Raw genomic sequence first — 14,605 nt, 5'->3', positions numbered from 1 at the left:
GCCGTTATGTTTCAGCCACTCAAGGGCGTCAGGGTGATCGATTTGAGCCAGGTTCTGGCCGGCCCCTATGCCACCTATCAACTAGCCCTGATGGGCGCGGAAGTCATCAAGATCGAAAAACCCGGCGAGGGCGACTGGACCCGCATCGGCGGGCTGCTACCGAAGCTGACCGAGCGGCGCATGGCCTCAAGCTACCTGACCCAGAACGCCGACAAAAAATCCGTTACGCTCGATCTTAAGAATCCGAAGGGGCTCGAGATCGCGAAGAGGCTGATCGCGAGCGCCGATGTCTTCGTGGAAAATTTCAAGCCGGGCGTCGCCGAGCGGCTGGGCCTCGGCTTCGAGGTCGTGAAGGCGATCAAGCCGGATATCGTCTATTGCTCGATCTCCGCCTATGGCCAGAACGGGCCGTGGAGCGGAAGGCCCGCCTATGATCACGTCATCCAGGGCATGTGCGGCATCATGCTGACCACCGGCAAGCCCGGCGATGGCCCGACCAAGGTCGGCGCGCCCTATATCGATTTCGCCACCGGCATGAATGCCGCGCAGGCGATCATGGCGGGACTGCTGGAGGTTCGCCGCACCGGCAAGGCGGTTGAGGTCGACGTCGCCATGCTCGATACCGCGCTGATGCTGATGGCCTCGCTGATGACCCAGCATATGACCGCCGGATGGATGCCGACACAGAGCGGCAACGAGGCCTGGAGCGCCAGCCCCTCCTCGGGCGCGTTCGAGACGAAGGACGGCGTGCTGATGCTGGCCGCCAACAACGTTCCGCAGTTCATCAGGCTCTGCAAGGCGATCGACCGCGACGACATTCTCGCCGATGCGCGCTGGAACACGCCCGCCGCCGTCAAGGCAAACGCGGCTTCCCTGCGTGAGGCGCTGAACGCCACCTTCCTGACGCGCACGGCGGATGAATGGGAGGCCTTGCTGGCCAAGGTCGATGTTCCGGCCGCCAGGGTGCGCAGTCTCGACGAAACCCTTTCGGAGGCGCATATTGCCGCGCGCGGCCTGCTTTCCGAATTCCGGATCGAAGGCCATGACGGGCCGATCCACGTACCCTCGATGAGTTTCCGCGCCAATGGCGAGGCGGTGACCGCGCATGCGCCGCCGCCCGAACTCGGCGCCGACACTGCAGGCGTGCTGCAGGGGATCGGCATTTCGGAGGGCGAGATCGACGCATTGCGCAGCGCCGGGGTGATCTGAGGGAGAGTGAGGAAAGACAATGGATGCAAAGGATTGGCCGGGAGAAGCCAGCGCCGTCAGCACCGTCCGTTTCGAGATCGAGGACCGGGATGCGCGCCTGCCGCTCGTCTGCCGGTATCCCGCTGAAGGGCAGGCGAAGGGTATCGTCGTTTTCTGCCATGGCCTCGGGGGCCATGGCGGAGATCATGTCGAGCTCTCCACGTTTCTGGCGAGCCATGGCTATCTCGTCATCCATCCGACGTTTCCTGATGGCGCGGCCGCGCTTGCGGCTGTGGCGCGCGAACTCGGCTTTGCGCCCGATGGTCCGGAGGTTTCGAAGTGGATCATCTTTCCGCCGCTGAGAGACCGGATGTTCCAGATCCTGCATACGCCGCATTACTGGATGGAGCGGATCCGGATCGTCGCCGCCGTCATGGACAATCTGGCGGCGATCCAGGCGAAAACCATCGGCGCGTCGTCCACGCCCCTGCCCGCCGCGATCGCCGGCCATTCCTTCGGCGCCTATACGTCGCAATTGCTCACCGGCGCGGAAATCGACATGCCGGGCGAAGGCCCGCGCAGTTTCCGCGACCGGCGGTTTTCGGCCGCCGTGCTGTTGAGCGGTCAGGGCCGCGGCCAGCAGGGCCTGCGCGAGGGCTCCTGGGATGCGATGGACGGGCCCGTGCTGGCGGTGACGGGCACGCTTGACGGCGGCGCCAAGGGGCAGGACTGGAACTGGAAGACCGAGCCGTTTCATCACGCGCCCGCCGGCGACAAATATCTCGCCGTGCTGGAGGAAGCCGATCATTTTCTCGGCGGCATGACCGATAACGACCCGACGCCCGGCCACCCCGGCCAGCGCGAAGCGGTCTCCATGCTGACCCTCGCCTTCCTCGATGCCCATCTTGCGGATGACCAGAATGCGCGCGCATGGCTTACCGCGCTTGACGACCGCATCGCCGACTGGCCCGCGCAGTTCATGCGGAAATAGAGCTCCCGGACGCCAGCACCGCGGGAAGCGCTTGCGTCCGGCGCCATTTTGCGCATTGTTGCAGGCCGATTGCGCGCGTGGGCGGAATGAGCATAATCGGCCGCCGCAGCGGACCTTGTCGGGCCGCGAGGTGGAACAATCCGGAGCCCGAAACTGTTGTCGCTGTATCTTTGGCGGGCTGCATCCCGGGGTGAGGTTTTGCCCCACAACACTGACGAGGGTCGCGGCCGGGTCAGCGCACGTCCGACTGTCGACTTGGCGCGCTGACGGCGGAGATCGCGCACCGCGACCTCATCTGAATGGAGACATCTATGACTTTCGAACCACATGGCCGGCACCTGATCGGCGGCGAATGGAAAGAAACCGCCAAACGCTTCAGCTCACAGCCAGTGACCGGAAAGCGGCTCGAATATTTCGAAGCCGACGAGGCGCTGGTGGACGAGGCGGTAAAGGCCGCCGAGGCCGCGTTCTGGGATTACGGCTACACCTCGCGCAGGACCCGCGCCGAATTCCTGAACAAGATCGCCGACGAGATCGAAAAGCGCGGCAGCGACATCACCGCGATCGCCATGGCGGAAACCGGCCTGCCGGAAGCCCGCCTTGAAGGCGAGCGCGGCCGCACGACGGGCCAGCTCCGCATGTTCGCGCGCCACATTCTGGACGGCGATTATCTCGACCGCAGGCATGACGCCGCCAATCCCGAGGCGACGCCGCCTTCGCCCGATCTGAAGATGATCCAGCGCCCGATCGGCCCCGTGGCCGTGTTCGGCGCTTCGAATTTCCCGCTGGCGTTTTCAACGGCCGGCGGCGACACCGCTTCCGCCCTTGCCGCCGGTTGCCCGGTGGTGGTCAAGGGCCACCCCGCCCACCCCGGAACCGGCGAGATCGTGGCCGAGGCGATTGCGGCGGCAGCGGAGAAATGCGGCATTCATCCGGGCGTCTTCTCACTGCTGCAGGGCGCCTCGCACGAGGCCGGCACGATGCTTGTCACCCATCCGCTGATCAAGGCGGTCGGCTTCACCGGCTCGCTTGCCGGCGGCAAGGCGCTGTTCGATCTTTGCGCCCGTCGCGATGAGCCGATCCCGTTCTTCGGCGAACTCGGCTCGGTCAACCCCAACTTCCTGCTGCCGGACGCGCTCGCCAATCGCGGCAGCGAGATCGCCAAGGGCTGGGCCGGCTCGCTGACCATGGGCGTCGGCCAGTTCTGCACCAATCCGGGCCTGATGGTGACGCTGGCCGGTCCCGAGGCCGACCGGTTCGCCGAAGAGGCGGCAGAGGAGCTTGGCAGGGTCGGCGCGGCCACGATGTTGACCGACGGCATAGCCGAGGCCTTCCGCAAGGGCAGCGATGCGGTTGCCCATGCATCCGGGGTCGAAACGCTGGTCAAGCTGGAGGCGGATGGGCGCAAGGCCGCGCCCGCGCTCTACAAGGTTTCCGCCGCGGCATTCATCGAAAACCCGGCGCTCGCCCATGAGGTCTTCGGCCCGCTCGGCATCATTGTCGTGGCGTCGAACGCCCAGGAGATGCGGGCTGTCGCCGAGCGGCTGGAGGGCCAGCTGACCTGCACGCTGCACATGGATCATGATGACGCCGAGTTCGCCGGCTCGCTGCTGCCGGTGCTTGAGCGCAAGGCCGGCCGGCTGCTCGCCAACGGATTCTCGACCGGGGTCGCCGTTGCCGATGCCATGATCCATGGCGGACCCTACCCGGCCACCACCAATTTCGGCGGCACCTCGGTCGGCACCATGGCGATACGCCGTTTCCTGCGGCCGGTCTGCTACCAGAACATGCCGGCGGCGCTGCTGCCGGAAGATCTGAGGCATACTGGTTAGAGAGGAGCGGCAGCTACCGCGAAGCGGGTGCGGCTGCCGCGGCTTCCATGGCTGCGGGACCGCCCTGCGGCGACTGAAGCGACCCGGTCAGCTTCTGCCGCCACAACTCGGCGATATGGGAAATGCGGTAATGCGGCGCGGCCGTAACCTTCGGCGGCGTATCGCGCCAGGCGTCGAGCCGGCTGACAATCGCGGCGATGTCGCCGGTGTCGACGCATTGGCCGTCGCCGCCCAGAATTTCATGATTGACCGCCAGCCCCTCATCCGCGAGCACCGGCGTGCCGACCGCATTGGCCTCGGCCAACGGCAGGCCGAAGGGCTCGAAAAACCGTGTCTGGGGATAGAAGACGCAAAGCGACCCGCGCATCCGGTCAATCATCTCGCCATGATCGAGCCGCCCCAGGAAGGTGACGCCGACCGGCGGCACGCCATCCGGCCAGATCTTGTTGCCGTCTTCGGCGATATCGAGCTTCAGCTCGGGGCGTTGCTGGCGGAGCCGTTCGAACTTGGCGAGAACCTCCGAAATTCCCCTGAGCGGCGTGCCGGGAAAGAACAGCCGGTTCACGTCGCGCGGCGTGTCATCGGGTGCGAGATGATCATCGACCGGATTGTAGATCGTGGTGATCTTCGGCAGCCTGTCGTTTTCCGCGCTCAGGAATTCGCTCACATGGCGCGCATGCGCATGAGAGACGCAGACGATCTCGATACCGGCCTCGGCAAGCGCTTCGCCCATGCGGCGATTGTGCCGCCCCGGATTGGAATGAAGCCGGAGGAAGATCGGGCAATGCGCATTGAGCTTGCGCGCCTTCAGCGCCGATTTCCATGAGCTGACCACCGCGATCGCCTGAACGCCCGCGAGATCGTCCGCCTTCAGCGACGCGAGCGGTCTGTAGAAGCCGCAGGCATCGCGGTCGATATCGATGCGGCCGTTCTGGTAGAAATGAAACCGGAAGTTCCTGCCATGGGCTCTTGCAACGCGCATGGCAATGGATTCCGCGCCGCTGAGCGCGCCGGCTTCCAGCGAGCCGAGCGTATAGGGCGTAAGGCAATATGGGTCTATAACGGCAATGGCGGAGGACATGAGAGTGCCTCCTTTCTTTGTTCGTTTTGAAGGATTTTCGCGATCAACAGGACCCGCCCGGCCGCGAATTGCTTCTTTTGACCCGATGGCAGTTCCGACATCAGGCCCTCCTCGTTTGTCATGTACCTGTACTGTTTAGAAAAGGCGCGCATTAAACTGGTTACAAATCGTCTAAAATTACGTTGAAAACGAGGACGGCGCGCATAAAGTGTCGCCTCAACCGAGCATGATGATTGCAGCGGCTGCCATCATTCGGCCATAATTGCAGTGGCAGCGAGCATGTCACCACAGTCGCTCTGCCGGAAGGTTTTGGAAAGATGAACGCGCACACGAAAAGCTGTCTGGCCCAGAAGCTATCGCATTATGCCGAACTCGACGAAGCCTCGCTTGAGAGCATCGCCCGCTTCGAGCGCGAGGAAAAGGATTTCGCCAAGAATGACGAGGTCTATCAGGAGGGCGACCAGAATATTCACCTCTATGTGGTTAAGAAGGGCTGGCTCTACAGCTATGCCGACCTTAAGGATGGCCGCCGGCAGATCGTGGAGATACACCACCCGGGCGATATCGTCGGTTTTCCCGATATCGCCTTTACCGAACGCACCACAGTCTTGAGAGCCGCCGAAGACGTCCGGCTCTGCCCGTTTCCGAAAAAGGATCTCGACGAGGTGTTCAAGCGCGCGCCGCAGCTTGCCGCGCTGCTGTTTGCGCTTGCGGTGCGCAACCAGGTGATCATGATTGATTTCCTGCGTGCCATCGGCCGCATGAGCGCGCGCGAGCGGATCGCCTATCTGCTGCTCGACCTCCAGGCGCGGCTGCGCATCACCAACACGACGATGACGACGACTTTCCGGCTGCCTCTAAACCAGACCGAGATTTCCGATGTACTGGGGCTCACCAATGTCTATGTCAGCCGCAGTTTCACGGCGCTCGAAAAAGACGGCCTGATCCGCCGCTCCAACGGCTCGGTGGAGATCCTCGAGGAGGACCGGATGAAGCGCATCTGCGACTTCTCCGACCGACATACCAAACTCGACACATCCTGGTTTCCCGACGGGACGCCCGTCGAGGCCTGAATATGTCAAATCTCTTTGTTTTCAGCCTGTTAGGCCAAATAAACTGAAATTCAGTTAATTTGGCCTGGGCGGGACGATTTCATGACGGTTTCGCAACCGCCTCGAGCGTCAGGGAACGGCTGCCCATCTCCTGGGAGCGGCCGGCGAGGTCGAGAACCTGCTGCAGTTCCGCGCCGCGCAGGAAGGTCGGCTCGGCCGGCGCCTCGCCGCGGATCGCGGCGATGAAGCGCTGGTAGATCGTGGCGACCGGCGGGCAGTCGATATCGCTCCATTCCTCCTTTGCGAGCGCATCCGGGCCGATGGCCGCGCGCAAATGGCTTTCGCCGCGTTCGAACAGCACCTGCAGCCCGCCCTTGTCGCCGTAAATCCGGAGGCGGAGGTCATTGTGGTGACCGGAGGCGAAGCGCGACGCCGTGATCGTGCCGATCGCGCCATTGGCGAGGTCCATATGCATGACGAAGCTGTCATTGGCGTCGAGGGTGTATTCGCCGATCCTGTCGTCTGGGGCCTTGTGGAACACGGCGGTGCGGCAGGAGACCGAATGCGGCGCGGAGCCGGCGGCAAAGGTGGCGAAATCGACGATATGAATGCCGACATCGCCGAGCGCGCCCTTGGAGCCATGCGCGGTGGAAAGCCGCCACAGCCAGCCGGGCTCGGTGCGCCAGTCGCCCCAGACGGACTGCGTCAGCCAGCTCTGCAGGTAGGAGGCCTCGAAATGGCGCACCGCGCCGATCTCGCCCGCGGCGATCATGTCGGCGGCCTTCTGCAGGGCGGCGACATTGCGGTAGCTGAGATTGATCATGTTGACGATGCCGGCAGCCTCCGCGGCCGAGGCCATCTCGGAGGCGAAGGCGTAGTCGGTGCTCAGCGGCTTTTCGCACAGCACATGTTTGCCGGCCGCGATCAGCGGCATGGTTGTGGCATAATGCAGGCCGTCGGGCGTCACCACCGAGGCGGCGTCGAAATCGCACTGCTCGATCGCCTCGGCAAGCGTGGCGTAGCGGCCTTCGATCCCGTGTTTGTCGCAGAACGCAGCGAGCACCTCGGCGCGCGGATCGACGCCCGCCACCACGCTCACGCCGTCCATTTCGGCAAAGGCTTCGGCATGAACGCGCGCCATGCCGCCGGTGCCGACGATCAGCACCTGGACCGGTTTCTTCGTCTTGCTCATGGGGCTGTCTCCGTGGTCAGCGAAAACCGTCTTCGCCGGGATTGTGCAGGCGGGCGCCGCGCTCGGTGATCTTTTCCGGCGCTTCGTCGACGGGCACGTTGGGCGCCGCGGTAGGATCGGCGATCCGGCGGGCCGGGTTATGGGCCCAGCGCACGGCATTGGCGATCACGCGCTGGACATTGGCGTCGTGATAGGTCGGATAGGTCTCGTGGCCGGGGCGGAAGTAGAACACATTGCCCGCGCCGCGCTTATAGGTGAGGCCGGAACGGAACACCTCGCCGCCCTGGAACCAGCTCACGAACACGGTCTCCAGCGGTTCCGGCACGCCGAAGGGTTCGCCGTACATCTCCTCGTTCTCGAGCTCGAACATCGGGCCGACGCCTTCGGCGATCGGGTGGTTGGCGGAGGTCACCCACAGCCGCTCGCGCTCGCCGGCTTCGCGCCAGGTGAGATTGCAGGCCGTGCCCATCAGCCGCTTGAACGGTTTGGAAAAATGCGCCGAGTGCAGGAAGATCATGCCCATCCCGCTCCAGACCGCCTCGCAGACGCGCTCGGCAATCGCGTCGGAAACCTCGCCATGGGCTGCATGGCCCCACCACAGCAGGACGTCGGTCGCAGCAAGCCGCTCGGCCGTCAGGCCGTGCTCGGGGTCCTGGAGAACGGCGGTGTCCGCCTTGATGCCGTCATTGCGGTTGAGGCTGTCGGCGATGGCGGCATGCATGCCGCTTGGGTAAAGCTCGGCCACGGTCTTGTTGGTCTGCTCGTGGACGTTCTCGCCCCACACAAGGGTTCTGATGGTCATGTCTGGTATCCATTTTTTTCGGATTGGCGCGGCGCGAAAGGCGGGGCGACCGGGCTTAGCCGTCCTCGCCGAAGAGGTCGGCAACAAGCGCCTCGATGGCATCGAGCGCCGCTTCCGCCTCCGCGCCCGCGGCTGAGACAACAATAGTGCTGTTGATGCCGGCGGCAAGCATCATCAGCCCCATGATCGACGTGCCGCCCACGCGCATGCCATCCTTGGCAACGGCGACGGAGGCATCGAATTTCTCGACGGTCTGGACGAATTTCGCCGAAGCGCGCGCATGCAGCCCCCTTTTGTTGAGAATGGTCAGGCGGCGTGTAACGGTTTCCATATGGCCTGCTAGTTCCCGCTCAACACACGGCTTGCGACATTGATATAGCGCCGGCCGGCATCCTCGGCTTCGGCAAGCGCCTTTGCCATGTCGTTTTCCTGACGCACGGCCACAAGCTTGATCAGCATCGGCAGGTTGACGCCGGCGATCACCTCGATCGTGCCGTTGCTCATCACCGAAATCGCGAGGTTTGAAGGCGTTCCGCCGAACATGTCGGTCAGGATGATGACGCCGTTGCCGGCATCGACCTTGCCGACGGCGGCAACGATATCGTCGCGTCGGCGGTCCATGTCGTCTTCCGGGCCGATCGAAATCGTCTCGATGGCATCCTGGGGCCCAACAACATGTTCGACCGCCAGACGGAATTCCTCCGCAAGGCCGCCATGGGTCACAAGAACCAGTCCGATCATTCACCAAGCTCCTTCTCGGGGCGATAACGTTCGCATCTTGTCGAAGCGGGCGCGAAGTGCAAGCCAAAACGGCTAAATCACACATGAAATCAGTCGCGGCCGGGCCATCGCGGTCAGCAGTCGGCAAGACGCGGGCGCGCGGGACGCCCTTCCTCAAGTTCGGGGCAAAGCGCTGCAAGCGCCGAAAACGGATCGGGCGAGGGAAAGGCGAGGCGGGCGAGCGGCAGCGCCAGACCCGGAAGAAGGTCAAGCCTCTCGCCGGACACCGGCAGACGCTCGGCCGTGGCCGGATCGACGGGCCGCAGCGCAAAATCCGCAACCGCCTCCGGCAGGTAATCGATCGGCACGAGACCGGTTCCGCGGATTTCGATCAGGCCCGCGGTCGCCGGCGGCGCGGCCGCCACCGCCCTGCCGTTCAGCGCCGAGATCATCACCTGGTCATCGGCGACGAGGCTTGCGTAAAGGCCATGCAGCCGACCCGCCCGGATCAGCGAAAGCGCCAGCGCGCTCTTGCCGGCGCCGGAAGGGCCGGTGATCAGGATGCCGGTCGCGCCGAGCACGATTGCGGTTGCATGCAGATTGACCGCGCCGGTCATGACGCCTTGCCGGTGGCGGCCGGCAGGGTGAGGGTGAAGCGCGCACCCTTGACCGCGCCGGTCTCCGCATCGGTGACATTTTCCGCCATCAGCGTGCCGCCATGGGCTTCGGCGATCTGGCGCGAGATCGACAGGCCGAGCCCGGAATTCTGGCCGAACGCCTCGCCGTCCGGCCGGTCGGTATAAAACCGCTCGAAAATGCGCTCCAACGCGTCGGGGCGGATGCCGGGGCCGTTATCGGTGACGGTGACGATGATCTGCGCCCGTGTGCGGGTCAGCGCCACGTCGACGCGGCCGGTCTTTTCAGGCACGAAGGAACGGGCATTCTCGATCAGGTTGGTGACGATCTGGCCGATGCGCAGGTCATGGCCATAGGTCTCGAACGCGCTCTTGCCGTGATTGCCGGGATGGGCGGTAAAGCCGATCTGAACCTTCTTGTGGCGCTTGCTGGTTTCGCGCGAGATATTCACCAGATCGGTGAGCAAAGCCTCGACATCGAAGCGCGCCGCATCCTCGCGGGCAAGCTCGGCATCGAGCCTGGAAGCGTCGGAAATGTCGCTGATCAGCCGGTCGAGACGGCGGACATCGTGCTGGATGATCTCCGTCAGCCGGGCCTTGGATTCCTCGGTTTTCGCCAGCGGCAGGGTTTCGACCGCGCTGCGCAGCGAGGTCAGCGGGTTCTTCAACTCATGGGCGACGTCGGCGGCGAAACTGTCGATCGCGTCGATCCGGTCATAAAGCGCCGTGGTCATTTCCCGAAGCGCCGTCGACAGATGGCCGATCTCGTCCTGGCGGGCAGAGAAATCCGGGATTTCCTCGCGCTCGCGCGGTCCGCCGCGCCGCACCCTCACGGCGGCCTCCGACAGCCGGCGCAGCGGGCTTGCGATCGTCGAGGACAGCATGAAGGACAGGATCATCGTCACCAGCGCGGTGACCCCGAAGACACGGATGATCGCAATCCGCTCGGCATGGACGATCTCGTCGATATCGCCGGCCTGGGTGGACAAAAGCAGCACGCCGAGCACCGCGCGGAACCGCTGGATCGGCACGGCCACGGAGACGATCAGCTTGCCCTTGTCGGTGACCCGCACCACGGCGGAGCGCTGGGCGTCCAGTGCCTTGATGACCTCCGGATAGATCGAGCCGTCGCCACCCGGCGCTTCCTCATAGCGCGGCAGGTTGCCGGGCTGCAGGAAGCGGTTCATGAGGTTGCCGAGCTTGTCGCCGATGCTTTCGGCGTCATCCTGGCTGGCGGCGGGCAGGTCGTAGCGCAGCACCTGGCCGCGCGAGTAGAGATAGCGCGAATCGAGGATGAGATTGGCGTCGGGATCGAAGATCCGCGCCCGCGTCCGGGTCGGCGAGATCAGCCGTCGGAGGATCGGCGCCACTTTTTCGGGGTTGAGCGGAAAGCGAAGGTCCTCGTCGCTTGCGGTCGGCCGGGCGCTTTCGCCGGCCTGCAGTTCCAGAAGCTTCTGCGGATCGATCGTCATCGTGTCGGTTTCGACCGAGGCCGAAGAGGCGATCGCGCCGGCGATGATTTCACCCTGGGTCAGCAGGCTTTCCACACGCGCGTCGATCAGGCCCTCGCGGAACTGATTGAGGTAGAGAATGCCGCCGACCAGAAAGAACAGCGCCAGAAGGTTGAAGAACAGGATGCGCCAGTTGAGGCTCGAAAACACGGTCGAGGCCAGCACCCAGCGCATCACGGCGAAGGGCTTTCGCCAACGCCGGGCCGGTTTCGCTTTGTTGCTGGCTGTGTCCGTCACGCTACGTCCTGCGAACGCCGGCGCGGCCGCCTATCTGCGGAGCGCCGGTCGTCATCGTGGAAAATCAGGCCGCCTCGCGGAAGCGATAGCCGACGCCGTAAAGGGTCTCGATCATATCGAAATCGGTATCGACCATCTTGAACTTCTTGCGCAGGCGCTTGATGTGGCTGTCGATGGTGCGGTCGTCGACATAGACCTGATCGTCATAGGCCGCATCCATCAACGCGTCGCGGCTCTTGACCACGCCCGGGCGCTGGGCCAGCGATTGCAGGATCAGGAACTCGGTGACGGTGAGCGTCACAGCGCCGCCCTTCCAGGTGCAGGTGTGGCGCTCGCGGTCCATCACCAGCGGCCCGCGCTCCAGCGGACGGTTGGCCTCGCCATCGGCGGGCTTCACGCCATTGGCGGCGGCCTCGCGGGCGGCGACCCGGCGCAGCACGGCGCGCACGCGCTCCACCAGAAGGCGCTGCGAGAACGGCTTGGTGATGAAATCGTCGGCGCCCATCTTCAGGCCGAACAGCTCGTCGATCTCTTCATCCTTGGAGGTGAGGAAGATCACCGGCATATCGGATTTCTGGCGCAGGCGGCGCAACAGTTCCATCCCGTCCATGCGCGGCATCTTGATATCGAAAATCGCAAGCTGCGGGGGGTTGGCCTGAAGTCCGGTCAGCGCGGTCGCGCCATCGGTATAGGTGTCGACGCGGTACCCCTCCGATTCGAGCGCGATCGACACCGAGGTCAGAATGTTGCGGTCGTCATCGACCAGAGCGATCGTCTGCATGGGAACTCCCTGTCAGCATTTGTTTTTTGGAAGGGCCGCCGCAAAGCGGACCAACTCCCTGTTTCTAGCATTTCTTGGAAAAAAACTGGAACAAATTGTGGCAAGCCGCCCGACACGTCCGATCCGTTGCGGTTTAAACCGGATTTAGCGTCGGCCTTTTTGGAGGGTTAAAGTCATGAGAAAACAGAGAAATTTTCATATATGCGTCATAGGCGAAATTTCTTTAATCGATTAAATGACTGATTTCATTAGATTTTGCGACTTCCCCGGTTGTCGGATGCGAATTAATTTAATATGTTTTTAAAAAATTGAATTTCCCTTGAAAGGCGAGAACATGGCGGAGCATGGAATCTACAATCGCAGCTTTCCGGTCGAGAGCGCGGGTCTGAAAGACCTGAAATCAGTCTACTACAACCTCCTTCCGGCCGAACTCTGCGAGGAATCGATCCGTCGCGGGGAAGCGGTTCTGACGGCGGGCGGCGCCTTGCGCGCGCTGACCGGCCAGCACACCGGCCGCTCGGCCAAGGACAAGTTCGTGGTCTGCGACGACGCCACCCGCGACCAGATCTGGTGGGATAACAACAAGCCGATGTCGCCGGAGCATTTCGCGCTTCTGAAGGCCGACATGCTGGCCCATGCCGCCGGCAAGGACCTGTTCGTCCAGGACCTGATCGGCGGCGCCGACGAGGACAATCGCCTGCCAACGCGGGTGATCAGTGAATATGCCTGGCACGCCCAGTTCATCCGCAACCTGCTGATCCGTCCGGATCGCGACGCGGTTGAACATTTCGAGGCAAAGCTGACGATCATCAACCTGCCGTCGTTTTCGGCCGATCCGAAACGTTATGGCTGCCGCACCGAAACCGTGATCGCCTGCGATCTCGTCAACGGCCTGGTGCTGATCGGCGGCACATCCTACGCCGGCGAGATGAAGAAGTCGGTTTTCACCGTGCTCAACTACCTGCTGCCCGAACGCGGCGTGATGCCGATGCACTGCTCGGCCAATGTCGGGCCGGATGGCGACGCTGCGGTGTTCTTCGGCCTGTCGGGCACCGGCAAGACCACGCTTTCGGCCGATCCGGCGCGCACGCTGATTGGCGATGACGAGCATGGCTGGGGCGAAAAGGGCCTGTTCAACTTCGAGGGCGGCTGCTACGCCAAGACCATCCGGCTTTCGGCGGAGGCCGAGCCCGAAATCTACGCCACCACCAAGCGGTTCGGCACGGTGCTGGAAAACGTCGTGCTCGATGCCGACCGCGAGCCCGATTTCGACGATGGCTCGCTGACCGAAAACACCCGCTGCGCCTATCCGCTGGATTACATCCCCAACGCCTCGCGCACCGGGCTCGCGCCGCATCCCAGGACCGTCATCATGCTGACGGCGGATGCCTTCGGCGTGCTGCCGCCGATCGCGAAACTCACGCCCGAACAGGCGATGTACCACTTCCTGTCGGGCTACACCGCCAAGGTCGCGGGCACCGAAAAGGGCGTGACCGAGCCGGAAGCGACGTTCTCGACCTGTTTCGGCGCGCCGTTCATGCCGCGCCACCCGACCGAATACGGCAATCTCTTAAAAGCGCTGATCGCCAAGCATGGCGTCCAGTGCTGGCTGGTCAATACCGGCTGGACCGGCGGCGCCTATGGCACCGGCAGCCGCATGCCGATCCGCCAGACCCGCGCCATGCTCGCCGAGGCGCTGTCGGGCCGGCTGGCGCAAGCCGAATTCCGCACCGATGACAATTTCGGCTTCGAGGTGCCGGTCGCGGTGCCGGGCGTCGATGCCGCGATCCTTAACCCGCGCGGCACCTGGTCGAACCCGACCGCCTACGATGCGCAGGCCAAGAAGCTGGTCGACATGTTCGTCGCCAACTTCGCCAAGTTCGAGGACCATGTCGATGCCGGCGTGAAGGCGGCTTCCCCGGGCGTGCTGGCCGCGGCCTGAAAACAGCTTTAGCTCCGCAGGAGGAGTGCATGAAATACCCGGGCGGCTCAGGTTGCTCGGGTATTTTTCGTTTAGACGCCGGCCTCCCCACTCTGCTACCAGGACAGTTCCACATGCGGGCGTCCATCGGACGTCTTTGAAGGCGAGCGGCCGGTTTCGTCGATGGTGCAGTTGATCCGGCGGCGAAAGGCCGAAAAGCTCTCGAACGTGACCACATCGACGGGTTCATCGAACTTCATCGTCAGCCGGTAGTAGCCCGGTCTGTTCTGGATCGCCTGCACCGAGATCACCTCGGCGGTAAACTTATGGCCGAGATAGGTTCCGCTGACGCGCGCGCCGAGCATCCACGGATTGAGCGGCGGCCGGTTGCCGACCTTGGCATGCAGCGTGTTCCAGTCGCGAAAACCGTATTGCGCGGCGATCAGTTCCAGCGCGCGGGAGTGGCTGATGGTCTGGTCTTCCTGCGCCAGCCGGGCGCGCAGGCGTTTCGCCTGATCCTTGAGCGTCTCAAGGGCTGGGAGTGGTGTATGGGGCATTGCGAAGTCTTCCCTTCGCATTCGCTTTTATGGTGTTCCGGTGCCCGCATTGCCTGAAACGCGAATGCGCAAGGTTTGAAAACATCGCTCATCGGTTTGAAGGGA

Annotated in this window: 14 protein-coding genes; 5 read left to right on the top strand and 9 right to left on the bottom strand. The window is 63.7% G+C overall.

The window, feature by feature from the left end; genetic code table 11:
* Nucleotides 1-6 precede the first annotated feature (6 nt).
* The 3 genes from Mame_RS04075 (at nucleotide 7) to Mame_RS04065 (ending at nucleotide 4,011) form a co-directional block, all read left to right on the top strand.
* Nucleotides 7-1,209: a CaiB/BaiF CoA transferase family protein gene (locus Mame_RS04075; protein WP_018065309.1), complete on the top strand. Its 1,203-nt coding sequence runs from the start codon at nucleotides 7-9 to the stop codon at nucleotides 1,207-1,209.
* 19 nt (nucleotides 1,210-1,228) lie between these two features.
* Nucleotides 1,229-2,179, top strand: coding sequence for an alpha/beta hydrolase family protein (locus Mame_RS04070; RefSeq protein WP_018065310.1), 951 nt, complete (start codon nucleotides 1,229-1,231; stop codon nucleotides 2,177-2,179).
* A gap of 311 nt (nucleotides 2,180-2,490) precedes the next feature.
* Nucleotides 2,491-4,011 (top strand): aldehyde dehydrogenase (NADP(+)), encoded by a 1,521-nt coding sequence (locus tag Mame_RS04065; protein WP_018065311.1) that lies wholly within the window; start codon nucleotides 2,491-2,493, stop codon nucleotides 4,009-4,011.
* A gap of 13 nt (nucleotides 4,012-4,024) precedes the next feature.
* Here the strand turns inward: Mame_RS04065 and Mame_RS04060 are convergent, their stop codons facing one another.
* Nucleotides 4,025-5,092: a glycosyltransferase gene (locus Mame_RS04060; RefSeq protein WP_018065312.1), complete on the bottom strand. Its 1,068-nt coding sequence runs from the start codon at nucleotides 5,090-5,092 to the stop codon at nucleotides 4,025-4,027.
* A gap of 317 nt (nucleotides 5,093-5,409) precedes the next feature.
* On the opposite strand from Mame_RS04060, the gene Mame_RS04055 reads away from it, so the two are divergent.
* On the top strand, nucleotides 5,410-6,165 hold the full coding sequence (locus Mame_RS04055; protein WP_018065313.1) for a Crp/Fnr family transcriptional regulator: 756 nt from the start codon (nucleotides 5,410-5,412) through the stop codon (nucleotides 6,163-6,165).
* Nucleotides 6,166-6,244: 79 nt separating this feature from the next.
* Here the strand turns inward: Mame_RS04055 and Mame_RS04050 are convergent, their stop codons facing one another.
* From Mame_RS04050 to Mame_RS04020, 7 genes are all read right to left on the bottom strand, one after another.
* On the bottom strand, nucleotides 6,245-7,336 hold the full coding sequence (locus Mame_RS04050) for a Gfo/Idh/MocA family protein (protein WP_018065314.1): 1,092 nt from the start codon (nucleotides 7,334-7,336) through the stop codon (nucleotides 6,245-6,247).
* A gap of 16 nt (nucleotides 7,337-7,352) precedes the next feature.
* Nucleotides 7,353-8,138: a ThuA domain-containing protein gene (locus Mame_RS04045; RefSeq protein ID WP_018065315.1), complete on the bottom strand. Its 786-nt coding sequence runs from the start codon at nucleotides 8,136-8,138 to the stop codon at nucleotides 7,353-7,355.
* Between the two features lie 55 nt (nucleotides 8,139-8,193).
* Nucleotides 8,194-8,469 (bottom strand): HPr family phosphocarrier protein, encoded by a 276-nt coding sequence (locus Mame_RS04040; RefSeq protein ID WP_018065316.1) that lies wholly within the window; start codon nucleotides 8,467-8,469, stop codon nucleotides 8,194-8,196.
* Nucleotides 8,470-8,477: 8 nt separating this feature from the next.
* Nucleotides 8,478-8,879, bottom strand: a complete 402-nt coding sequence (locus Mame_RS04035) for a PTS sugar transporter subunit IIA (RefSeq protein WP_018065317.1) — start codon at nucleotides 8,877-8,879, stop codon at nucleotides 8,478-8,480.
* Nucleotides 8,880-8,992: 113 nt separating this feature from the next.
* Nucleotides 8,993-9,475 (bottom strand): HPr kinase/phosphorylase, encoded by a 483-nt coding sequence (locus Mame_RS04030; protein WP_018065318.1) that lies wholly within the window; start codon nucleotides 9,473-9,475, stop codon nucleotides 8,993-8,995.
* Nucleotides 9,472-11,178, bottom strand: coding sequence for a HAMP domain-containing histidine kinase (locus Mame_RS04025; RefSeq protein WP_018065319.1), 1,707 nt, complete (start codon nucleotides 11,176-11,178; stop codon nucleotides 9,472-9,474). The genes Mame_RS04030 and Mame_RS04025 overlap by 4 nt, the downstream gene beginning before the upstream one ends.
* Before the next feature lie 127 nt (nucleotides 11,179-11,305).
* Nucleotides 11,306-12,022 (bottom strand): response regulator transcription factor, encoded by a 717-nt coding sequence (locus tag Mame_RS04020; protein WP_018065320.1) that lies wholly within the window; start codon nucleotides 12,020-12,022, stop codon nucleotides 11,306-11,308.
* A 334-nt stretch (nucleotides 12,023-12,356) separates the two neighbouring features.
* Between Mame_RS04020 and Mame_RS04015 the strand changes: the two genes are divergently transcribed.
* Nucleotides 12,357-13,964: a phosphoenolpyruvate carboxykinase gene (locus Mame_RS04015; protein ID WP_018065321.1), complete on the top strand. Its 1,608-nt coding sequence runs from the start codon at nucleotides 12,357-12,359 to the stop codon at nucleotides 13,962-13,964.
* Between the two features lie 95 nt (nucleotides 13,965-14,059).
* On the opposite strand, the gene Mame_RS04010 is transcribed toward Mame_RS04015, so the two are convergent.
* Nucleotides 14,060-14,500: a glyoxalase superfamily protein gene (locus Mame_RS04010; RefSeq protein ID WP_018065322.1), complete on the bottom strand. Its 441-nt coding sequence runs from the start codon at nucleotides 14,498-14,500 to the stop codon at nucleotides 14,060-14,062.
* Nucleotides 14,501-14,605: the final 105 nt, after the last annotated feature.

The organism is Martelella mediterranea DSM 17316, assembly GCF_002043005.1.
Classification (GTDB): domain Bacteria; phylum Pseudomonadota; class Alphaproteobacteria; order Rhizobiales; family Rhizobiaceae; genus Martelella; species Martelella mediterranea.
Note: the sequence above shows the minus strand (reverse complement) of the source record. Positions and strands in the feature narration are given on the sequence as shown.